Annotated in this window: 24 protein-coding genes; 17 read left to right on the plus strand and 7 right to left on the minus strand. The window is 67.2% G+C overall.

What is annotated here, in order from left to right:
- Positions 1–82: 82 nt before the first annotated feature.
- The gene (locus JMF82_RS07490) at positions 83–850 is read right to left on the minus strand and encodes an RNA methyltransferase (RefSeq protein ID WP_201313910.1); all 768 of its coding nucleotides are present in this window, start codon (positions 848–850) and stop codon (positions 83–85) included.
- Between the two features lie 143 nt (positions 851–993).
- Here JMF82_RS07490 and JMF82_RS07495 point away from each other — a divergent pair, with 143 nt between their 5' ends.
- The gene (locus JMF82_RS07495) at positions 994–1797 is read left to right on the plus strand and encodes an inositol monophosphatase family protein (RefSeq protein WP_201313911.1); all 804 of its coding nucleotides are present in this window, start codon (positions 994–996) and stop codon (positions 1795–1797) included.
- 149 nt (positions 1798–1946) lie between these two features.
- Here the strand turns inward: JMF82_RS07495 and hda are convergent, their stop codons facing one another.
- The 3 genes from hda to JMF82_RS07510 all read right to left on the minus strand — a co-directional run bounded on the left by hda (position 1947) and on the right by JMF82_RS07510 (position 4914).
- Positions 1947–2651, minus strand: coding sequence for a DnaA regulatory inactivator Hda (gene hda / locus JMF82_RS07500; RefSeq protein WP_201313912.1), 705 nt, complete (start codon positions 2649–2651; stop codon positions 1947–1949).
- Positions 2648–3829, minus strand: a complete 1182-nt coding sequence (locus JMF82_RS07505; RefSeq protein ID WP_201313913.1) for an AI-2E family transporter — start codon at positions 3827–3829, stop codon at positions 2648–2650. Before JMF82_RS07505 ends, hda begins: the two co-directional genes overlap by 4 nt.
- A 104-nt stretch (positions 3830–3933) precedes the next feature.
- Complete coding sequence (locus tag JMF82_RS07510; RefSeq protein ID WP_201313914.1) at positions 3934–4914, minus strand: DUF2066 domain-containing protein; 981 nt, start codon at positions 4912–4914, stop codon at positions 3934–3936.
- 162 nt (positions 4915–5076) lie between these two features.
- Here JMF82_RS07510 and purM point away from each other — a divergent pair, with 162 nt between their 5' ends.
- From purM to JMF82_RS07525, 3 genes are read left to right on the plus strand one after another with little or no spacing between them, the layout of a single operon-like run.
- Entirely contained in the window at positions 5077–6105 is a 1029-nt protein-coding gene (gene purM, locus JMF82_RS07515) for a phosphoribosylformylglycinamidine cyclo-ligase (protein ID WP_201313915.1), read from the plus strand.
- Between the two features lie 4 nt (positions 6106–6109).
- Positions 6110–6778, plus strand: a complete 669-nt coding sequence (purN, locus tag JMF82_RS07520; protein ID WP_201313916.1) for a phosphoribosylglycinamide formyltransferase — start codon at positions 6110–6112, stop codon at positions 6776–6778.
- 56 nt (positions 6779–6834) lie between these two features.
- Positions 6835–7551 (plus strand): DUF3108 domain-containing protein, encoded by a 717-nt coding sequence (locus JMF82_RS07525; RefSeq protein ID WP_201313917.1) that lies wholly within the window; start codon positions 6835–6837, stop codon positions 7549–7551.
- Between the two features lie 163 nt (positions 7552–7714).
- Here JMF82_RS07525 and murA read toward each other — a convergent pair whose 3' ends face one another.
- Positions 7715–8974 carry a UDP-N-acetylglucosamine 1-carboxyvinyltransferase gene (gene murA, locus JMF82_RS07530; protein WP_201313918.1) on the minus strand — a complete coding sequence of 420 codons (1260 nt, stop codon included), beginning with the start codon at positions 8972–8974 and terminating at the stop codon, positions 7715–7717.
- A gap of 44 nt (positions 8975–9018) precedes the next feature.
- Positions 9019–9258, minus strand: coding sequence for a BolA/IbaG family iron-sulfur metabolism protein (locus tag JMF82_RS07535; protein WP_201313919.1), 240 nt, complete (start codon positions 9256–9258; stop codon positions 9019–9021).
- Positions 9259–9512: 254 nt separating this feature from the next.
- Between JMF82_RS07535 and JMF82_RS07540 the strand changes: the two genes are divergently transcribed.
- From JMF82_RS07540 to ptsP, 12 genes are all read left to right on the plus strand, one after another.
- On the plus strand, positions 9513–10523 hold the full coding sequence (locus JMF82_RS07540) for a KpsF/GutQ family sugar-phosphate isomerase (protein ID WP_201313920.1): 1011 nt from the start codon (positions 9513–9515) through the stop codon (positions 10521–10523).
- A gap of 96 nt (positions 10524–10619) precedes the next feature.
- Positions 10620–11159: an HAD hydrolase family protein gene (locus JMF82_RS07545; RefSeq protein WP_201313921.1), complete on the plus strand. Its 540-nt coding sequence runs from the start codon at positions 10620–10622 to the stop codon at positions 11157–11159.
- Positions 11156–11761 carry an LPS export ABC transporter periplasmic protein LptC gene (lptC, locus tag JMF82_RS07550; protein WP_201313922.1) on the plus strand — a complete coding sequence of 202 codons (606 nt, stop codon included), beginning with the start codon at positions 11156–11158 and terminating at the stop codon, positions 11759–11761. Before JMF82_RS07545 ends, lptC begins: the two co-directional genes overlap by 4 nt.
- A complete protein-coding gene (gene lptA / locus JMF82_RS07555; protein ID WP_201313923.1) occupies positions 11715–12284 on the plus strand; it encodes a lipopolysaccharide transport periplasmic protein LptA in 570 nt (189 codons plus the stop codon). The genes lptC and lptA overlap by 47 nt, the downstream gene beginning before the upstream one ends.
- Positions 12285–12287: 3 nt before the next feature.
- Positions 12288–13007 (plus strand): LPS export ABC transporter ATP-binding protein, encoded by a 720-nt coding sequence (lptB, locus tag JMF82_RS07560; RefSeq protein WP_201313924.1) that lies wholly within the window; start codon positions 12288–12290, stop codon positions 13005–13007.
- A 125-nt stretch (positions 13008–13132) separates the two neighbouring features.
- Positions 13133–14602, plus strand: a complete 1470-nt coding sequence (locus JMF82_RS07565) for an RNA polymerase factor sigma-54 (protein ID WP_201313925.1) — start codon at positions 13133–13135, stop codon at positions 14600–14602.
- Between the two features lie 290 nt (positions 14603–14892).
- Positions 14893–15216: a ribosome-associated translation inhibitor RaiA gene (gene raiA / locus JMF82_RS07570; RefSeq protein ID WP_201313926.1), complete on the plus strand. Its 324-nt coding sequence runs from the start codon at positions 14893–14895 to the stop codon at positions 15214–15216.
- Positions 15217–15360: 144 nt separating this feature from the next.
- On the plus strand, positions 15361–16311 hold the full coding sequence (gene hprK, locus JMF82_RS07575; protein ID WP_201313927.1) for an HPr(Ser) kinase/phosphatase: 951 nt from the start codon (positions 15361–15363) through the stop codon (positions 16309–16311).
- Between the two features lie 3 nt (positions 16312–16314).
- Positions 16315–17211: an RNase adapter RapZ gene (gene rapZ, locus JMF82_RS07580; protein ID WP_201313928.1), complete on the plus strand. Its 897-nt coding sequence runs from the start codon at positions 16315–16317 to the stop codon at positions 17209–17211.
- A gap of 43 nt (positions 17212–17254) precedes the next feature.
- Positions 17255–17647 carry a PTS fructose IIA subunit family protein gene (locus JMF82_RS07585; protein WP_201313929.1) on the plus strand — a complete coding sequence of 131 codons (393 nt, stop codon included), beginning with the start codon at positions 17255–17257 and terminating at the stop codon, positions 17645–17647.
- Positions 17640–17909 (plus strand): HPr family phosphocarrier protein, encoded by a 270-nt coding sequence (locus tag JMF82_RS07590; RefSeq protein WP_201313930.1) that lies wholly within the window; start codon positions 17640–17642, stop codon positions 17907–17909. Before JMF82_RS07585 ends, JMF82_RS07590 begins: the two co-directional genes overlap by 8 nt.
- Before the next feature lie 155 nt (positions 17910–18064).
- Positions 18065–19795, plus strand: coding sequence for a phosphoenolpyruvate--protein phosphotransferase (gene ptsP, locus JMF82_RS07595; RefSeq protein WP_201313931.1), 1731 nt, complete (start codon positions 18065–18067; stop codon positions 19793–19795).
- A gap of 120 nt (positions 19796–19915) precedes the next feature.
- On the opposite strand, the gene JMF82_RS07600 is transcribed toward ptsP, so the two are convergent.
- Positions 19916–20794 carry a LysR family transcriptional regulator gene (locus tag JMF82_RS07600; protein ID WP_201313932.1) on the minus strand — a complete coding sequence of 293 codons (879 nt, stop codon included), beginning with the start codon at positions 20792–20794 and terminating at the stop codon, positions 19916–19918.
- An 86-nt stretch (positions 20795–20880) separates the two neighbouring features.
- Between JMF82_RS07600 and JMF82_RS07605 the strand changes: the two genes are divergently transcribed.
- Positions 20881–21909, plus strand: coding sequence for a putative sulfate exporter family transporter (locus JMF82_RS07605; protein ID WP_201313933.1), 1029 nt, complete (start codon positions 20881–20883; stop codon positions 21907–21909).
- The last annotated feature ends 60 nt before the right edge of the window (positions 21910–21969 follow it).

A 21969-nucleotide genomic window follows, 5' to 3' on the forward strand; every position in this document is an offset into this window, starting at 1 on the left:
CCTCAGTGCCGAAACCGGCCGCTCCGGCACAGCCTGTCGCGCACAGGGTGCGCTCCCACACAGGGGAGACCGCTGCGACGCATTACCCCTTCTTGAGCTTGTCGCTCGCTATCGCCGCCATGCGCTGCGCATCGGCGAAAATGCCATGCATCACGCGCAGCTCGCGTTCGTCCGGCTGGGCCCGCTGGAACAGCTTGCGCAGCCGCAGCATGATCGTGGTCGGGGCACGGCCCTTGTGGAAGTCGATGTCGTCGAGCATCTGCGACAGGTGCTCGAAGAAGCGCTCCATCTGCGCCGCGTCGGCCGGAGGCTCGGCATCCGCGCGCACCGGCGTGGCGACTTCGCCCAAAGAGGCGACGCGCAGTTCGTAGGCCATCACCTGCACGGCCTGCGAGAGGTTGAGCGAGCTGAAATCGTCCACGCTGGGGATGCGCACCATGGCGTGGCAGCGCGCCAGCTCCTCGTTCTCCAGGCCGGTGCGCTCGTTGCCGAACACCAGGGCCACCTGCTCCCCGCGAGCGGCGGCCGCCAGGGCGCGCGCCGCCGCCTCGCGGGGGGTGATCTCCTCCAGGTCCACGCCACGCCGCCGAGCCGACAGGCCCAGCGCCAGGCTGGTGCCGGCCAGGGCGTCCACCAGGCCTTCGCTGACCGTGGCTTGCTCCAGCACGTCGTCGGCACCGGCGGCCAGGGCCGAGGCCTCGCGATCCGGGAACCGGTGGGGGGCGACCAGCGCCATGCGGTCGAAGCCCATGGTGCGGATGGCCCGGGCGGCGCTGCCGATGTTGCCGGGATGCGAGGTGCGCACCAGCACGTAGCGGATGCGGGCAGCGATGTCGGGAGGGGTAGTCATGCCGGGAAAGGTTCGTGCAAACGGGCGCAAAGCTTGGAAATTGCGGGCCTCCGTGTCAAACCGTTCATGTTCCCTACCTGAACCGCAGCGGCTCCTCTGCTAGACTTTGCCGCCGAAACCCCGTTCTTTTGAAAGCCGAAGCCATGCCAAGACCCGCCGTCAACGTCGCGGTGCGCGCCGCGCGCTCCGCAGGAAACATCATCCTGCGCTACATGAATCGCATCGACGGACTCAACGTCGTTGAGAAGCAACGCATGGACTTCGCCTCGGAAGTCGACCGCCTGGCCGAAGCCGAGATCGTCAAGGAACTCAAGCGCGCCTACCCGACCCACGCCTTCCTCGCCGAGGAAAGCGGCGCCACGGGCAAGGGGCCACTGGTGTGGGTGATCGATCCACTCGACGGCACCCACAACTACCTGCGCGGCATCCCGCACTTCTGCGTCTCCATCGCGCTGCTCGACAAGGGCGAGCCGGTGTACGCCGTGGTGTTCGATCCGCTGCGCGACGAGCTGTACACCGCCAGCAAGGGCGACGGCGCCTACCTCAACGACCGCCGCATCCGCGTCAGCAAGCGCGAGAACCTGGGCGGCGCGATGATCGCCACCGGGTTTCCCTATCGCCAGCGTTCGCACCTCGACGCGCAGTTGGACATGACCCGCGCCCTGCTCGGCCAGGCCGAGGACATCCGCCGCTCGGGCTCGGCCGCGCTGGACCTGGCTTACACCGCCGCCGGCCGCTATGACGGCTACTTCGAGATCGGCCTCAAGCCCTGGGACATGGCTGCCGGCGTGCTGCTGGTGCGCGAAGCGGGCGGCCGCTACTGCGACTTCGCCGGCCGTGACGGCATCCCGGAGAGCGGCAACATCATCGCCGGCAACCTGAATGTGGCGCAGGCGATGGTGGATGCGGTCGGGGCGAACGCGACGCCCAGGCTGCTGATGGCCTGACGGATACGAAAAAGGCGCCGCGAGGCGCCTTTTTTCTATGCCGCCGGCTTTTGTGGGAGCGCACCCTGTGCGCGACAAACCAACGAAGCGGAACCGACGGGGCGCTGCGGTCGCGCACAGGGTGCGCTCCCACACGGATTGTCGACCGCTTACGCACCCGGCTCTGCCTCGCGCAGGAACCCGCGCAGGAACGGCACCGTGATCTTCCGCCGTGCCGCCAGCGACGCCTGGTCGAGGCGATCGAGCAGATCCAGCAGGGCGCCCAGGTCGCGTGCGTAGCGGTTGAACAGCCAGTCGAGCACCGTATCGTCCAGCTCGATGCCGCGCGAGGCGGCTTGCTGGCGCAGCACGGCGCGGCGCTCGGCGTCATCCAGCGGCTTGATCAGGGCCTGCTGGCACGCCCCCAGGCGCGAGCGAAGGTCCGGCAGGCCCAGGCCGAGCTGCGACGACAGGGCCTCGGCGGCGAACAGCAGCGTGGCGCCTTCTGCCCTGGCGCGGTTGTAGACATCGAACATCGCGTGCTCGGCCTCGCGATCCCCGGCGATCGCACCGAGATCGTCCAGCGCGAGGAACTCGCTACCGGCGACGCCACGGATGGCGGCCGCCTTGTCGGCCAGGCTGGCCAACGGCAGGTATTGCACGATGCGGTCAGCGGCGAACGCCGCCTGGCAAGCCGCCATCAGCAGATGGCTCTTGCCGCTGCCGACCGGGCCTGCCAGGTACAGCCACGGCATGCCCGGCGCATGGGCGAGTTGTTCCACCGCGGCGAGCGTGGCCGCGTTGGCCCCCGGATGGAAATGTTCGAAGCGCTGGCGACGTGGCCAGCGCAGGGCGAGCGGCAACTGCGGGATCATGCGGGAGGTGTTGCGTCCTTCGTTTCGTCGCGAGGGGTCACGACCGTATCGGTTTCCACCGTGCCTTGCAGCGTCTCGACGATGACATCGACTTCGGAGAGCACGGGATCGCCGTGGCCCTCTTCCGTGTACAGATCGCTCTGCCGGTAGCGTTCGCTAAGGTAGCGCAACACGACCAGGATCACCGAGGCCGCCGGCAGCGCGAGCAGCACGCCCAGGAATCCGAACAGGTAGCCGCCGGCCAGCACGGCGAAGATCACCGCCACCGGGTGCAGGCCGATCTTCTCGCCGACCAGGCGGGGCACCAGCACATAGCCTTCGAGCAATTGGCCGACGGTAAAGATGGCCACCACGACCAGCACGTGGCCCCAATCGCCGTACTGCACCAGCGCGGCGATCAGCGCCGAGCCGAAGCCGACGATGAAACCCAGGTACGGCACGAAACTGAGCAGGCCGGCCACCATGCCGATCAGTGGGCCAACCGACAGGCCCATGATGGTGAGCGCCGCGCCATAGAAGATGCCCAGTGCCAGCATCACGGCCAGCTGACCGCGCACGAACGCGCCCAGCACGCTGTCCGCTTCGCGGGCGAGGTGGGCGACGGTCGGCTCGATCGAGCGCGGCAGCATGCGGTCGATCCAGGCCACCAGCCGGTCCCAGTCGCGCAGCAGGTAGAACGCCACCACGGGGATCAGCACGAGATTGGTCAGCCAGGCGATCACGCCCAGGCTCGAGCGCGAGATCTTGCCCAGCACGGTGGAGGCGGCATCGCCGATCGAACCGATATGCGCCTTCAGCTGCTCCACCAGGCGATCCGTATCGAAAGCGCTCGGGTCCAGGTGCAGCTTGGCCTGTACCCAGGGCAGCGCCACGTTGCGGGCCCAGTCCACGTAGCGCGGCAGGTTCTGCACGAGGTTGTCGACCTGGCGCGAGACCAGCGGGATCAGCAGCAGCAGCGCACCGATCGCCAGCAACAGCAGCACGATGAACACGATGCTCACCGCCAGCGTGCGCCCCAGCCCCAGGCGTTCGAGACGATCGGCCAGCGGGTCGCCGAGGTAGGCCAGCATCGCGGCGAAGGCGAACGGCATCAGCACCGGCGCGAGCAGCCAGAGCAGGTAGAGGATGACCGCGGCGATGGCAAGCATCTGCCAGCGGCGGGAGGTGTCATGAGTCATGGCATGGCTCATCGGGCGGAACGGGCGAGTGTGACCCATGCAACCGGGCATCGCCAGCGCAGCGGTAGCGCCGGCGATTCAGGCCGGGAAATTCCCGGCGCGATTCAATGCACCCAGCGCAGGCTGATGTCCGCATCGGTATGCGATTCACCCCGCAGCAGGCGCCCGCTGGCGGCAAGGTTGGCCGCCAACACGTCCATCGGCAGGCTGGCCTTCACGGCGAACAGCATGCCGTCGCCCTGCGCGCCAACGGTGGTGACCTGGCGTACGGACGGGTCCGCGCGCAGCGTGGCGAGCAGGTTGGCGTAATCCATCGCGGAATTGATCTGGGAGACCCACAGCTTGCCGTCCACCGTGGCCGAGCCGATCACGTTCAGCTGCTTGCCCAGGCGGTCGGCCAGGCCGTTGCCGGCGTCAGTCAGCACTGCGCCCGTGTTGGCGCCGTTGCTGGTCCAGCGCTGCTGCGGGCCGCCGGACACCAGCATCCAGTCGGCGCTGTTGCCGTGCAGCTGGCCGAGCAGGATCAGCCCGGTCTTGTACTGGCGCGCCAGCGCGGCCACCTGGTCGGGTTCGGCCGTGGTCAGGTTCGGCGTGTCGCCGGTCTTGCCCGGATCGGCCAGCACCGTGGCGTAGCCCCGGGCCGCGACGGCCTGGGCCAGCGGCGCCAGCGCATCGCGGGTCAGCACGCTGCCATCCTCGTCGCGCACCACCAGCAGCACCGGCGGCTTCGGCCCACCCCCGGCCACGCCCAGCTGCGCGATCGTGCGCTGCACCGCCGCCTCGTCGAAGGTGACCTGCAGGCTCATCCCGGTGGCGGCGCGCTGGTACTGGTACTGCTTGACGATGCCGCTGGCGCCCTTGAGCGCATCGGGGTAGCCCGCCTTGGCGCTCAGGTCCTGCCCGCCCGCGGTGCGCGCCAGCACCTGGGCCAGGGCGTCGCTGAAGGCGCTGTTGCGGGCCGCATCGCTGGTGTCCGCCACCGACACCACGACCGTGTAGGGCGACACCTGTCCCTGGGCGTGCACGGACAGCAGCGGGGCAAGGCCCAGCATGAGACAGACGAGCAGCAGGCGGGACAGGCGCATGGGGAAGCGATATCCGGAGGGGAAACGTCGGAAGTCTGCCCAATCCCGCCCCCAGCGTCCATCGAAGCGGTCCCGGTTCGGGCCATGCTTTCCGGTTCGCGCTCAGGCAGGGCGATGCCTTCACTGCTACACTTTGACGTTTCTCCACGCCGGGTTTCCCTCATGTCCGACGCCCTCACCTACCGCGCCGCTGGCGTCGACATCGACGCGGGCAATGCCGTGGTCGAACGCATCAAGCCGCTGGTCAAGCGCACCTCCCGCCCCGAAGTGATGGGTGGCCTGGGCGGCTTCGGCGGCCTGTTCGACCTGTCGGGCAAGTACAAGGAGCCGGTGCTGGTCTCGGGCACCGACGGCGTGGGCACCAAGCTCAAGCTGGCCCAGCAGCTGGGCCGCCACGACACCATCGGCATCGACCTGGTCGGCATGTGCGTCAACGACGTGCTGGTGCAGGGCGCCGAGCCGCTGTTCTTCCTCGACTATTTCGCCACCGGCAAGCTGGACGTGGACACCACCGTGGCCGTGGTCGGCGGCATCGCCAAGGGCTGCGAGCTGGCCGGTTGCGCGCTGATCGGCGGCGAAACCGCCGAAATGCCGGACATGTACCCGCCGGGCGAATACGACCTGGGCGGCTTCACCGTGGGCGCGGTGGAAAAGTCGCAGCTGCTCAGCGGCGAGGCCATCGTGGCGGGCGACGTGATCCTGGGCGTGGCCTCCTCCGGCCCGCACTCGAACGGTTATTCGCTGATCCGCAAGATCCTCGAGCGCGCCGGCAACCCGCTGGACCTCGAGGTCGGTGGCGTGACGCTGGCCGACGCCCTGATGGCCCCGACCACCATCTACGTGAAGCCGATGCTCGACCTGCTGAAGAGTGGATCGGTTCACGGCATGGCCCACATCACCGGCGGCGGCCTGAAGGAAAACATCATCCGCGTGGTGCCGGACGCCTTGGGCATCCGGCTCGACGCCGCGGCCATCGTGTTGCCGCCGGTGTTCGAGTGGCTGATGCGCGAAGGCAACGTGGCGCGCGAGGAAATGTGGCGCACCTTCAACTGCGGCGTGGGCTTCACCGTGATCCTGCCGCGCGACGCGGTGGAGGCCGCCTCCGCCCTGCTGGCCACGCACGGCCTGGCCAGCTCGGTGATCGGCGAGATCGTGCCCGCCCAGGGCGACGAGCGCGTGCACATCGGCTAAGCCCGTGACAACCCAGCGTCTTCGTGTCGCCGTGCTCGCCTCCGGGCGCGGCAGCAACCTGCAGGCCCTGATCGTCGCCCGTGACGCGGGACAGTTGCCGGTCGAGTTCGTGCTGGTCGGCAGCGACAAGGCCAACGCCGGCGCCCTGCAATTGGCGAAGGACGCGTGCATTCCCACGCTCACGCTCAATCCCAAGGCCTTCGCCAACCGCCGCGACTTCGACCTCGAGCTGTTCCGCCAGCTCGAGGCCAGCGGCGCCGACGTGCTGGTGCTGGCCGGCTTCATGCGCATCATCGACGGCGAAGCGCTGAAGCCCTGGGTCGGCCGGATGATCAACATCCACCCTTCCCTGCTGCCGAAATACCGCGGCCTGCACACGCATCGGCGCGCGCTCGAAGCCGGGGACGTGGAGCATGGCGCCAGCGTGCATTACGTAACGGCCGAACTGGATGGCGGCCCGGTGATCGCACAGGCCACCATCGACGTCCGCCCCGGCGATGACGAGCTGCAGCTCGCCCAGCGCCTGCTCCGCTTCGAGCACCAGCTGCTGCCCGAGGTGCTGCGCCTGATCGCCGAGGGACGCCTGTCGCTGCTGCCACCGGATCGCGTCGCGCTGGATGGGCAGCCCCAGGACGCGCCACTGCAACTGCGCAACGGCCGTTTGGTTGACTGAGCGGCCCACCGCTTCTCTACAAGTCGTTCAGGCTGAACACGTAGACTGCGGTTCCCATGACCCCGCTCCCCATCCTCCGCACGTTTGCCGCCGGCTTGCTGCTGGCGTTCTCCACTTCGGCCGCGCTCGCCGCGACGGCGCCTGCACCGTTCACGGCGACCTACCAGGTGTCGCAAGGCGGCCAGGCCATCGGCCAGGCCGTGGTGACGCTCAAGCCCGCCGGTGACGGCCAGTGGGAATACAGCAACCAGACCAAGGGCACCTCGGGCCTGGCCGCCGCGCTCGGCGCCAACTCCAATGAGACCACGCGCTTTCGCTGGAACAACAACGCACCGGAAACGGTGAGCTACGACTACCGCATGGATGCGGCGATCAAGAGCAAGCAGCGCCACACCGACGTGAACTGGAGCACCAACCAGGTCACCGTGGACGAGGGCAAGGGCCCGATGAACTACGCCAGCGTGCCTGGCCTGGTGGACCGCAATACCGCGCCTTATGCCATCGGCCTGGCGCTGCGCGACGGCAAGCAGAGCGTGGCGTTGCCGGTCGCGGTGAAGCGCAACGTCGAGACGCAGACGTTCAAGGTGGCCGGCAAGGACACGGTGAAGGTCCCGGCCGGCAGCTTCCAGGCCGAACGCGTGGAACGCAGCGACGACAACAAGGCCTTCAGCGCGTGGTATGCGCCGCAGAAATACCCGGTGCCGGTGAAGCTGGCGCAGAGCGACGGCGGCAACCTGACGCTGGAGCTGGTGAGTTACAAGAACGGCCATTGAGCGCAAATGCTCTCTGTGGGAGCGCACCCTGTGCGCGACGGCGAGGCATGGGTTTACCGCCATGTAGGCTCGTCGCGCACAGGGTGCGCTCCCACAAAAAGAATGCAAGGAAAAAAGAAAAAGGCCGCTGACGCGGCCTTTTCTTTGCACCAGGATCGCCGGATCAGGACGGCAAACGACGAATCTTCGCGCCCAGCGTACCGAGCTTCTCTTCGATGTTCTCGTAGCCGCGGTCGATGTGGTACACGCGATCCACCGTGGTGTCGCCCTGCGCCACCAGGCCGGCGAGCACGAGGCATGCGGAGGCACGCAGGTCGGTCGCCATGATCGGCGCGCCGCTCATCTTCTCCACGCCCTTGATGATGGCGGTATTGCCTTCGAGGCGGATGTCCGCGCCCAGGCGCTGCAGTTCCAGCGCGTGCATGAAGCGGTTCTCGAACACCGTCTCGGTGATCACGCCCACGCCCTCGGCCACGCAGTTGAGCGCGGTGAACTGCGCCTGCATGTCGGTCGGGAACGCCGGGTACGGCGCGGTGGTGATGTTCACTGCCTTCGGGCGGCGGCCGCGCATGTCCAGCTCGATCCAGTCGGCGCCGGTGGAGATGTGCGCGCCGGCGTCTTCCAGCTTGGCCAGCACGGCGTCCAGCGTATCGGCGCGTGCGTTGCGGGCGCGCACCTTGCCACCGGTCATGGCGGCGCCGACCAGGAAGGTGCCGGTCTCGATGCGGTCCGGGAGCACTTCGTACTCGGCGCCATGCAGGCGCTCGACGCCGTGGATGGTGAGCGTGGACGTGCCGGCGCCTTCGATCTGCGCGCCCATGGCGATCAGGCAATGCGCCAGGTCGACCACTTCCGGTTCCTGCGCGGCGTTCTCGATGATGGTGGTGCCCTGCGCCAGCGCGGCGGCCATCATGATGTTCTCGGTACCGGTGACGGTGACCATGTCCATCGAGATGCGCGCGCCCTTCAGCCGCTTGGCCTTGGCCTTGATGTAGCCGTTCTCCACGACCACGTCGGCGCCCAGCGCCTGCAGGCCGCGGATGTGCTGGTCGACCGGACGCGAACCGATGGCGCAACCGCCCGGAAGCGACACTTCCGCCTCGCCGAAGCGCGCCACCAGCGGGCCCAGCACCAGGATCGACGCACGCATGGTGCGCACCAGGTCGTAGGGGGCGAAGTAGCGCTCGGTGGAACGCGGGTCGATGTGCATCTTCATGCGGTCGTCCAGCACCAGCTGCGTGCCCATCTGGCCGAGCAGCTCGATGAAGGTGGTGACGTCGTGCAGATGCGGAACGTTGCTGATCGCCACCGGCTCGTCAGCCAGCAGGCAGGAAGCGAGGATCGGCAATACGGCGTTCTTGGCGCCGGAAATGCCCACTTCGCCGTGAAGCGGCTCGCCGCCGCTGATCAGGATCTTGGCCATCGTAGTCCTTGCGAATGCAGTACTTGGGAGTCGTGGCGCTGCGCTCAACGGCGCGCCGCGAGCTCCTGCGGGGTAAGGGTTTTCAGGGCCAGCGCATGGATCGCACCGCCCATGAGATCGCCCAGCGTGGCGTAGACCAGGCGATGCCGCGCCAGCGGAAGCTTGCCGGCGAACTGCTCCGCCACCACTTCAGCCTCGAAATGCACGCCGTCGTCGCCGCTTACGGCGACCTGCGCACCCGGCAGGCCCTGTTCGATCATTGCCTGGATGGTGGCAGCGTCCATGGGTTTTTCCACTTGCAGGAGTTGGGTCGGCGCCGGGTTTGGAGACGATCCAAGCCCAATGGCACCGACTATCACGTTAAAATGCGAATATGCCATGTTAATGGAAAACCTCTGTCGCAGAAACGACACGTGTTGCGGACGCCACCCTCACCATGGCCCGCGCAACGGCCCAACCCCATGATTCAACGGAATATCCGCCCCTGACCGGATCGTTCAGGGTGATGACAAGATTCCGGCACGGACCCCGAGGACGCATGAACGCCCACGTCGCCACTCCCACCCCTCACGCGATCAACGATGAAGCGCTCGTGCGCAGTGCGCGCACGGTCATCGCCACCGAGGCGGCCGCCATCCGCGCGCTCGAACCGCGCATCGGCCCCGAGTTCGTGGAGGCCTGCCGGTTGATCATGGCCTGCGCGGGCCGCGTGGTGGTCACCGGCATGGGCAAGTCCGGCCATGTGGCCCGCAAGATCGCCGCGACGCTCGCCTCCACCGGCACCCCGGCCTTCTTTGTCCATCCGGGCGAAGCCAGCCATGGCGACCTCGGCATGATCCTGCCGCAGGATGTGGTGCTGGCCCTGTCCAACTCCGGCGAAACCGACGAGGTGCTGTTCATCCTCCCGGTGATCAAGCGCCAGGGCATTCCGCTGATCGCCATCACCGGCAATGCGCACTCCTCACTGGCCGACCAGGCCGACGTCCACCTGGACGCCAGCATCGCCGCCGAAGCCTGTCCGCTCGGCCTGGCGCCCACCGCCAGCACGACCGCGGCGCTGGTGATGGGCGACGCGCTGGCGATCGCCCTGCTGGAAGCCCGCGGCTTCACCTCCGAGGACTTCGCGCGCTCGCACCCGGCCGGCAGCCTTGGCCGCCGCCTGTTGCTGCACATCAGCGACATCATGCATACCGGCGAGGGCATCCCGACGGTACCGCCGAATGCCTCGCTGACCCAGGCCCTGATGGAAATGACCCGCAAGCACCTGGGCATGACCGCGGTGATCGATTCCAACCGCCGCCTGCTCGGCGTGTTCACCGACGGCGACCTTCGCCGCGCGCTGGATGACGACGGCGTGGACCTGCGCGGCGCGACCGTGGCCGAACTGATGACCCGCGGCCCCAAGACCATCGGCACGGACAAGCTCGCCATCGAGGCGGCCCAGTTGATGGAGAAGCACCAGATCCACGCCCTGCTGGTGGTCAACGACGACCAGCAGGTGGTCGGCGCCCTGAACATTCACGATCTGCTGCGCGCGCGCGTGGTCTGATCGAAAGGTTCGCGGGACACCATTCCCATTACGTCCACCGTCGCGCCCCACCGGCGTTTGACGGTATCGCCCTCCTGCCCCTTGCCGAACGCGCCCATGACCCTGGCTGACATCCCCGCTGACGTACTCGCCCGTGCCGCCAAGGTCCGCCTCGCCGTGTTCGACGTGGACGGCACGCTCACCGACGGCCGCCTGTGGTACGCCGAAGACGGGCACGAAACCAAGGTCTTCCACGTGCACGACGGCCTGGGCCTGAAGCGGCTGATGGCCAATGGCGTGCAGGTGGCCATCATTTCCGCGCGCATCAGCCACCCGGTGGCGTTGCGCGCCGAGGAGCTGGATATCGCCCACGTCTACCAGGGCCAGGGCGACAAGCGCGCCTGCCTCAACCAGTTGCTCGAGGCACTGGCGCTGGCCCCGGACGAAGTGGCCTTCGTGGGCGATGACCTGCCCGACCTGCCGCCGATGCGGACGGTCGGGCTGGCCGTGGCCGTGGCCAACGCGCATCCGTGGGTGGCCGAGCAGGCCCACTGGCGCACGAGCCTGGCCGGTGGCCAGGGTGCGGCACGCGAGGTCGCCGACATGATCCTGGTCGCTCAGGGCAAGGATGCGGCCGAGCGGGAGCGCTGGCAGTGAGTTGGCGCACCTATATACGCGACCGCGGACTCGTGGTCGCGATCGCCCTGGTCGCCGCCGCGACCGGCGCGACCCAGATGCTGTACTGGTGGCTCGCCCCGGCACCGAGGGTGAGCGACTTCGTCGGCCCGCCGCGCTCGGGCTATACGCTCACCAACTTCCGCCTGTGGTCCTACGACGTCGACGGCCAACCCAGCTTCAACATGGTCGCACCGCACCTGGAGCGCCGCGAGAACGACGAATCGCTGTACATCAACACGCCCAAGTTCGAGCTGCCCTCCAACCAGGACGGCGTGCCGCCCTGGCTGGGCGACTCGCTGTATGCGTGGGTGGACAAGAGCGGCACCCTGCTCAAGCTGCAGGGACCGGTCTACATGCACCGGCTCGCCTTCCAGGACACCCCGGCCGCCGAGATCCATACCTCCGACGTCACCGCGTGGCCGAAGGAGAACCGCATGGAAACGGCCGCCGCGGCACACATGGTGCAGGGCGACAGTACAATGAGCGGAGTTGGCATGCGCGCCAACCTCAACACCAATCACATGGAGCTGCTCGATGAAAGCCACGGCTCGTTCCCGCCGCGCAAAAAGAAGTCGTCTTAAGCTTTCCCTCGGCCTGCTCTGCCTTGGTGTCCTTGCCCTGCAACCGGCGCTTGCCAAGCAGGACGATCGCAACCAGCCGATGAATTTCCAGGCGAAGACCACCGACGCGTACAACGCGCCGAACACCATCAGCACGCTGAAGGGCAACGTGATCCTTACGCAGGGCACGCTGAAGGTGACCGGCGACGTGGCCAAGGTGCACCTGGATGGCGACACGCAGATCGCCCGCGTGGTCGTCACCGGCAATCCGGCGCATATCCAGCAGCTCGACGACAACAACAACCTGATGCAGGGCGACGCCGCGACGCTCGACTACGACAACATCAACGGCATCGCCGTGCTGATCGGCAACGCATCGGTGACGCAGCAGGGTCGCGGCGAGTTCCACGGCGACAAGCTCACCTACAACACGAACACCAGCCTGATCACCGGCGAAGCCGGTGGCGAAGGCGTGGTGCACGGCACCTTCCTGCCCAAGCAGAAACCTGCCACGCCGGCGCCCAAGCCGGCCGAGGGCCACTGATCGATGCTGTCCGCCGAAGGTCTGCAGAAAAGTTTCAAATCGCGCCAGGTGGTGCGTGACTTCGCCTTCTCCATCCGGGAGGGCGAAGTGGTCGGCCTGCTCGGCCCCAACGGCGCGGGCAAGACCACCTGCTTCTACATGGTGGTGGGCCTGATCGAAGCGGACGCCGGCGTCATCAAGCTCGACAAGCAGGACATCACCGGTCTGCCGATGCACCAGCGCGCCAAGCTCGGCATCGGCTACCTGCCGCAGGAAGCCTCGGTGTTCCGCCGCCTGAGCGTGGCCGACAACATCATGGCCGTGCTGGAACTGCGCGAAGGCTGGGACGAAAAGCGTCGCACCAACGAGCTGGAAAGCCTGCTGGACGAGCTGAAGATCGCGCACATCGCCGACCAGAAGGGCATCAGCCTTTCCGGCGGCGAGCGTCGCCGCGTGGAAATCGCCCGCGCCCTGGCCGCGCACCCGCGCTACATGCTGCTGGACGAACCGTTCGCCGGCGTCGACCCCATTTCGGTGGGCGAGATCCAGCGCATCGTGCGGCACCTCAAGGAGCGCGGCATCGGCGTGCTCATCACCGACCACAACGTGCGAGAGACGCTGGGCATCTGCGACCGCGCCTACATCCTCAACGACGGCGAGGTGCTGTCCCGCGGAACGCCGGCCCACATCCTGGCCGACGAAAAGGTCCGGGAAGTGTATCTGGGTCGCGAATTCCGCCTCTGATTTCCGCGCTGTAACGGCTGGGCTACATCGCTAAACCGGAGGTAGTACTCGATTCGGCCTTTGACCTATGGCCGACCCTCCGACCACGCGTTACGATGCCTTTGAGTTCATTCCGACCGCCAGGCATGAAACCCGGACTGCAGTTTCGCCTCAACCAACAGCTCACGCTGACCCCCCAGCTGCAGCAGGCCATCCGCCTCCTGCAGCTGTCTCAGCTGGAGCTGGAAGCGGAGCTGCGTCAGATCGCCGAAAGCAACCCGCTGCTCGAGTTTTCCGACGACAACCCGGAGAACGCGGAAAGCGACGACCACGAAGTGGTCGAGCCCCTCCCCGCCGGCACCAGCAGCACCAGCACCAGCAGCAACGACAGCGTCGACGACAGCGAGGCGCCGGACTGGAGCGATGGCGACGGCGCGGGCGAGGATCCGATCGATTTCTCGGGCGGCTCCTCCTCGTCGCGCAATGGGTCCTCCAGCGACGAGGACGGTTTCGAGCCGCAAAGCGCCGCGCCGGAAACGCTGCAGGAACACCTCCTGTGGCAGCTCAACCTCACGCACATGAGCCCGCGCGATCGCGCCATCGCGGAAGTGCTGATCGACGCGCTCAATGCGGACGGCTATCTCACCGAAAGCATGGAATCGCTGCTCGCGGCGCTGCCGGCCGACATCAAGGCCAGCGCCGCCGAGTTGGAGCACGTGCGCCGCCTGCTGCAACGCTTCGACCCCACCGGCATCGCCAGCCTGGACCTGCGCGATTGCCTGCGCGTGCAGCTGGAGCAATTCGATCCGGACACGCCGCACCGCGATCTCGCGCTGCGTATCGTCGACAGCGAGCTGGAACTGCTGGCCCGCAACGACATCGCCCGCCTGGCGCGCAAGCTGCGCGCCAGCGAAGACGACACCGCCGCGGCCGCCGTGCTGATCCGCAGCCTCGACCCGCGCCCCGGCGCGGCGCTCGACGTGACGCCGGTGGAGTACGTGGCACCGGACGTCTATGCGCGCAAGGATGGCGGCCGCTGGCGCGTCAGCCTCAACCCGGACTGCCAGCCCCGGCTCGGCCTCAACCAGCATTACTGCGGCCTCATTGCCCAGGCCCGCGGCACCGACGCCAGCTGGATGCGCGGCCAGTTGCAGGAGGCTCGCTGGCTGATCAAGAGCCTGGAATCGCGTGCCGAGACCCTGCTCAAGGTGGCCGAGGCCATCGTGCGGCGCCAGAGCGCCTTCCTCGACTACGGCCCCGAAGCCATGCACCCGCTGGTACTGCGCGAAGTGGCCGAGGAAGTGGGCATGCACGAGTCGACCATTTCACGTGTAACTACGCGCAAGTACATCCATACGCCGCGCGGCACGTTCGAACTTAAGCACTTCTTCTCCAGCGGCGTGTCCACCGAAGACGGTGGCAGCGCGTCGGCCACCGCCATCCAGGCCATGCTGCGCAAGCTGGTCGATGCCGAGGACCCGCGCAAGCCGCTGTCCGACCAGGCGATCGCGGAGGAACTTCACCGCAAGGGCATTCAGGTTGCCCGACGCACCGTGGCCAAGTATCGCGAGGCCATGCGCATTCCCAGCTCCAGCGAGCGGCAACGCGCTGGCTGAACGGGGCTTTCCGGTCTGTGGCAAAGCGCCCCAGGAACTTGGGGCCAAAAAAGCCGTCTCCATATTTCATAGTGGCGGCGCGCGCAGGGAAACCGGCCATGTCCGAACCGTGAAGGTCTTTCTAACGCGGGCATGACGGCAAAGGCGCATAGTGACTGTCCCGACTTGGTGAGGAGGCCGGAAAAACGCATCGAACATCCCCAGGTTTTTGAAGGTGTGTCGGTCACGCGACGAGCGCCCGGCGCATCGATTCCAGTCGCTTCGGCGGCGTGTACCAGAGGAGGCGCAACATGCAAGTTCAGCTCAGCGGTCAGCAGATTGAAGTCACCCCGGCACTGCGGGATCACGTGAACAACCGGCTCGACCGCCTCACCCGCCTCGACGAACGAATTCTCAGCCTCAGCATCGTGCTTTCCGTGAACAAGCTGCAGCAGCGTGCCGAAGGCACGATGACCGTGAGCGGCTCGACCCTGCACGCCGAGGCCAATGAGAATGACATGTACGTCTCTATCGATGTCCTGTTCGACAAGCTGGTGACCCAGCTGCGTAAACACCGCGAGAAGGTCTGCGACAAGCACCAACGCGCCTCGCGTGAAGAGCGCCTTTACGGCTGACCCTCCCTGGCCCGCCCCCTCCGGGCGGGCCTTACCCCCCCCGATTTCCGCGATCCAAAGGCAGTTGCCGGTGCGAACTGGCACAATGCCCGTGACGCTGCCCGCAGCCATGAAGGCTCCCCATGGCAGTGCAAAGGAATTGGCTTGGATCGGCTGACCGCCCGACAACTCTACGATGGTGTCCACGAGCGCATGGCGCTGCGCTGGGTTTCCGGCATGCGCGGCGAATCGCGCCTGCTCGAACAGGCGGCCACCACCACCCGGCGCCCCTCGCTGATCGGGTATTTGAACGTCATCTACCCCAACAAGATCCAGATCATCGGCACCGAGGAGCTCAACTACCTCGACGGCCTGGATTCGCGCCAGCGCTGGGAGGCGATCAACAAGATCGCGGCCTACCAGCCGGTGGCGATCATCGTGACCAAGGACCAGGCCATCCCGACGGACTTGCGCGAGGTAGCCGAGGAAACCAACACGCCGCTGTGGATCAGCTCCAAGCGCGGGCACGAATTGCTGACGTGGATGCAGTACCACCTCGCACGCATGCTCGCGCCGAAGATCACGCTGCACGGCGTCTTCCTGGAGGTGTTCTCGATCGGCGTGCTGATCACCGGCGAATCGGGCTCCGGCAAGAGCGAGCTCGCGCTGGAACTCATCAGCCGTGGCCACCGCCTGGTGGCCGACGACGCCACCGAGTTCACCCTGATCGCACCCGACGTCATCGACGGCACCTGCCCGGAGCTGCTGCAGGACCTGCTGGAAGTGCGCGGCCTGGGCGTGCTCAACGTGCGCGAGATGTTCGGCCATACGGCCGTGAAGCCGTCCAAATACCTGCGCCTGGTGGTGCACTTGAAGCCACTGCGCGAAGGAGAGGATACCGACGGGCTCACCCGCCTCACCGGCGACATCGGCCATCGCGAGATCTTCGAGGTGCAGGTGCCGATGATCACCATCCCGGTGGCGCCCGGCCGCAACCTCGCGGTGCTGGTCGAGGCCGCGGTGCGCAACCACGTACTCAAGAGCAAGGGCATCGACCCGGCCCAGACCTTCATCGATCGCCAGGCGCACCAGATGCGCCGACTGCCTCCCTGGTGACCCATGAGCGAGAAGACGTCCCTCCTCCCCGCCTCACCCGACGCGACGCACCTGATCGTGCTCACCGGCATGTCCGGTGGCGGCAAGACCGTGGCGCTGCGCGCGCTGGAAGACCTCGAGTTCTACTGCGTCGACAACCTGCCGACCGTGCTGCTGCCGCAACTGGTTGCCTCGGTGCGGCGCGACGCGGGCGAAAAGCGCCGACATGTCGCCGTGGGCGTGGACGTGCGCAACCCCAGCGAGGACCTGCGGCGCATGCCCGCCATGTTGTCCGAGCTGGCGGCGGCGGGCGTGCATGCGCACCTGATCTTCCTGGACAGCCGCGACGAAGTGCTGATCAAGCGCTATTCGGAAACCCGCCGGCGCCATCCGCTTTCCTGGCAGGGCCTGTCGCTGGCTGATGCGATCGCCGAGGAGCGTCGCCTGCTGCGCCCGCTCGCCGCGATCGCCGACAAGGTGATCGACTCCAGCGACCTCAACGTGCACCAGCTGCGCCGCCTGTTCGCCACCGGCTATGCCGACGCGACCGAAGGGCTGACCCTGATGTTCCAGTCGTTCGCCTTCCGGCGCGGACTGCCGCTCGATGCCGACTTCGTGTTCGACGCGCGCTGCCTGCCCAACCCGCACTGGGACCCGACCCTGCGCCCCCTGTCGGGCAAGGACGTGGCCGTACGCGACTACCTCGATGGCCAGCCCCTGGTGGGCGAGTACCTGGCCGATACCACGCGCTGGCTCGACACCTGGCTTCCACGCTTCGAGGTGGATGATCGCAGCTATGTAACCATCTCCATCGGCTGCACCGGCGGGCGGCATCGTTCGGTCTACCTGGTGGAAAAGCTGGCTTCCCATTACCGCGAGCTACGCAACGGCGTGCTCACTTTCCATCGCGAACTCGAGTGACAGCCATGCGGTCCTTATCCACGAAACGGACGGGCACGTCGCCATGAGCGTTGGCGTATTGCTGATGACGCACGAGGCCGTCGGCCAGGCACTGATCTCGGCCGCGCACCACGTGCTGCCCAAGCTGCCCTTGCAGGTGGAGGCGGTGGAAGTGCCGCCGCAGGCCGACCCCGACGTGATGCGCACGCTTACCGCCAGGCATGCGCGGGCGCTCGACCAGGGCGACGGCGTGCTGGTGCTGGCCGACCTGTATGGCGCCACGCCATGCAACATCGGGCTGTCATTGGGCGCGCTGGGCGTGCGGCTGCGCTGCGTGTCGGGCCTCAACCTGCCGATGCTGCTGCGCGTACTCAACTATGCTGAAAAACCGCTGGATGAGCTGGCGGAAATAGCGGCCAGTGGCGGCCGCGGGGGAATCTTCATCGACCATGCTTGAACGAGACATTGTGGTATCCAACAAGCTGGGCCTGCACGCACGCGCGTCGGCCAAGCTGGTGCAACTGGTGCAGGGCTTCAAATCGACGGTGTGGCTGGTCAGCAAGGGGCGCGAGGTCAACGCGCAAAGCATCATGGGCGTCATGATGCTGGCGGCGGGCATCGGCACGCCGCTCACCGTCCGCGCGGACGGTCCGGACGAAGCGTCGGCCATCAACGCCGTGGTGGAGCTGTTCGATCGCAAGTTTGACGAAGGGGCCTGAATGGGAGGGTGGAGCGCACGAACGTCGCATCCTGAGGTCGTATTCACGGCCCGGTTTGCCGCGTCATGCGATCTTTCCCGCGCGGGATTCGAGATGCTGGCCGGATGCCGGCATCCATCGTGGCCTGAGCGGCCATCCCACCACGGAGGGTACGCATGAGACAGATATTGGCAGGCACCACGGCCGCGAAAGGCATGGCGCTCGGCCGTGCCCGCCTGGTGCAACCGAGCCGCTATCTGGTCGACACGCGTCCGCTCAATGAGGACGAGGTCGACGTCGAACTCGCGCGCCTGCATCGTGCATTGGAAACCGCCCGGCAGGAGCTGCGCGAACTGCGCGGCAAGCTGCACGGCGCGCTGGCGCGCGAGGTCAACGAGTTCATCGATGCGCACAGCCTGCTGCTGGATGATCCGGAACTGCTGCGTGGACTGGACGACCTCGTGCGCATCGGCCATTACCGTCCCGGCGCCGCGCTGAAGAAACAGCGCGACCGCCTCGCCGCCGTATTCGAGGCCATGGACGATCCTTACCTGCGTTCTCGCAAGGAGGACGTCGACCAGGTCATCAACCGCGTGATTTCCGCCCTGCAGCGCCAGACCAGCCGCGAGGAGCGCAAGCTGGCCGCGCGCGTGGGCGAAATCCTCATCGCCGACACCATTGCGCCGGCGGACATGGCGCACCTGGCCGGCGCCGGCCTGCTCGGCGTGGTCGCCAGCTCGGGCAGTCCGTATTCGCACAGCGCGATCCTTGCGCGCAGCCTCGACCTGCCGATGCTGGTCGGCGCCCGCGATGCGTTGTCGACCATCCACGACGACGACCTGATCCTGCTCGACGCCGAACGTGGCGAAGCGGTCGTGCACCCCACTGCGCAGGATCTCGCCCGTTACCGCTCATGGCAGCGCGAGGCGGCGCAGGAAGGACGGCGGCTTGCCACGCTGGCCAACGCGCCCACGCGCACGAGCGACGGCGTCGACATCCGCTTGCTCGCCAACGCTGAAATGCCCGCCGATATCGCCATGGCCCGCTCGCGCGGGGCCGACGGCGTCGGGTTGTACCGCACCGAATTCCTGTTCCTTCGGCAGAAGGGACTGCCTACCGAAGACGAACAGTTCAACGCCTATCGCGATCTCGTGCTGGGCATGGGCGGCCTGCCGGTGACGATACGCACGCTGGACCTTGGCGCCGACAAGGCCGACGCCGCAGGCCTCGTCCTGCGCGGCGAGGACAATCCGGCGCTGGGCGTGCGCGGGGTACGGCTTTCGCTGCGCTACCCGGCCGTGTTCACCACGCAGATCCGCGCGATCCTCCGCGCCGCCTGCTATGGACCCGTGCGCGTGCTGGTGCCGATGGTGACGCAGCCGGACGAGCTGATCGCCGTGCGTACGCTGTTCAAGCTGGCTCGCCAGGAATTGAAGCGCGAGAACATCGACCTGCCGGAAAAACTGGCGCTGGGTGCGATGATCGAAGTGCCCGCCGCGGCGATCAACGTGCGCGCGCTGCTCGAGCATGCCGACTTCCTCGCCATCGGCACCAACGATCTCGCGCAGTACGTGCTGGCCGCCGATCGCGGCAACGATGCGCTGGACAACATCTACAACCCGCTGCAACCGGCCCTGCTGCGGCTGCTGGCCTATGTGATCACCGAGGGCCGTCGCGCCAAGAAGCCGGTAAGCCTGTGTGGCGAGATCGGCGGCGACACCAGCTTCACTGCCCTGCTGCTGGCGCTGGGCCTGTGCGAGTTCAGCATGCATCCCAGCCAGCTGCTACACGTGCGCGATCGCCTCAACGCGCTCGATCACGGCGTACTGCGCGCGCATGCACCACGCATCCTGCGCGCGCGCACGCACGAGGAAGCCGAGGCGCTGCTGGCCGCCATCACCGGCTGACTTGACGGTTCGTCTTTTCCTGCAGAGGGCGCACCCAGTGCGCGATCAACCGGCGTTACGGCCGGAGCTGTAGCGTTGCGGTCGCGCACCGGGTGCGCTTTTACAGGGTTTCCGTGGCGCTCAACGCGCGCTGGCAAGGAATGCTTCGATCAAGGCGCCGCGATAGCGCTGCCTGTGCAACAGCAGCGACAGCTTGCGCCGCAGATCGAGGAACGGCGTGCGCAGCACTTTCAGGCGGCCCGCGGCCACCGCGTCGATCACCGCCACCTCGGGTACGCAGGCGATGCCGAGGCCCGCAATCACGGCCTGCTTGATCGCCTCCGCCTGGTCCAGTTCCAGCACGGTTTCACCGGGCGGCAGGCTGGATATCGCGCGCTCACTCAGGCTGCGCGTGGCCGAACCCGGCTCGCGCAATACCCAGCGCGCACCGGCGAAATCGTCGGGTTGCAGGCGGCGCTTGCGCGTGAGCGGATGATCGGGCGGCGCGCAGACCACCAGCGCGTCGTCGCGCCAGGGGCGCACCTCCAGTGACGGATGCGCCACCGGGCCTTCCACGCAGCCCAGTTCCAGCGCGTGGTCGAGCATGGCGGCCACGATCTCCGCGGTGTTGGACACGCGCAGCCGCACCGAGACGTGGGGATGGGTGCGTACGAAATCGCCCAGCAGTTCACCCACGCGGTAATTGCCCACGGTGTTGCTTGCGCCCACGCGCAGTTCACCGCCGAGTTCGTCGGGACTGCCGCTGCCGATGCGCCCGAACTCCGCGTAACGCTCCAGCAGCTCCTGCGCCAAGGGCAACAGCTCGCGGCCACGGGTATTGAGTCGCAGGCGCCCTCTTTCCCGCGCGAACACGGGCGCATCCAGCTGCCTCTCCATTTCGGCCAGGGCCATGCTCGCGGCGGGCTGCGTAAGGTGCAGCACTTCGGCGGCAGCACGCACGCTGCCAAGACGCGCGATCTGCACGAACACTTCGAGCTGGCGCGGGCTGATATTGATCATCAGGATACTTTATTGGATGAATCAATAATTCCAAATTTTACTGATAGACCGTGAGGCGGACAATGGCGCCATCGCAGGAGAGCACCATGAATGCCGCCACCACTACACCCGCCACCGCCACGCCTTCGCTTTCGCAGCGGCTACCCGGCCTGCTGCTGTCGGTGGCCATCGCCCTGGTGGCACTGGGCCTGGGGCGCGAGCTGCCGCTGATCGGCGGGCCGGTATTCGGCATCGTGCTCGGCATTCTGGTACGCAACATCGTCGCGCCCGGCGGCACCTACACGCCGGGCATCCAGTTCGCGGGCAAGCAGGTGCTGCAGTGGTCCATCATCGCCCTGGGCTTTGGCCTGAGCCTCAACCAGGTGGCGAAGACCGGATTGGAATCGCTGTCGGTGACGCTGGTGACCATCACGGTCGCCTTCCTGGCGGCCTGGCTGCTGGGACGCGCGCTCGGCGTGCATGACAAGCTCAAGATCCTGATCGGCGTGGGCACGGCGATCTGCGGCGGCTCGGCCATCGCCGCCGTCACGCCCATCATCAAGCCGGACGAACACGACACCGCATTCGCCATCTCCACCATCTTCCTGTTCAACCTGGTGGCGGTGCTGCTGTTCCCGCTGCTGGGCCACCTGCTGCATCTGACCGACCTCGGTTTCGGGCTGTGGGCAGGCACGGCGATCAACGACACCTCCTCGGTCGTGGCGGCGGGCTACAGTTTCAGCAAGGAGGCCGGCGATTACGCCACCATCGTCAAGCTCACCCGCGCCACGCTGATCATCCCGATCTGCCTCGTGCTCGCCTTCGCCACCGCATGGAAGCAGAAGAAGCAGGGCGCCACCGATTTCAGCCTGCGCCGTATCTTCCCGTGGTTCATCCTGTGGTTCCTGGTGGCGTCGGCGCTGCGCACGGCGGGCATCGTGCCGGTGGTGATCCAGCCGGCGCTGCACATGGCCGCCGAGTTCCTGATCATTGTGGCGCTCACCGCCATCGGCCTCTCGGCCAACCTGCGCAAGATGGCTTCGACCGGCGCACGCCCGATTCTGCTCGGCCTTGGCGTATGGGCCGCGGTGTCGGTGAGCAGCCTGCTGGTGCAGCTGGTGATCGGGCAGCTCTGAGCATTGCCCCGCCTCGCCCTGGCGCGGCAAACTCGACCTTTCGCCCTCCAGGGCGCTTGC

The organism is Dyella sp. EPa41 (genome assembly GCF_016586165.1).
GTDB lineage: Bacteria > Pseudomonadota > Gammaproteobacteria > Xanthomonadales > Rhodanobacteraceae > Dyella.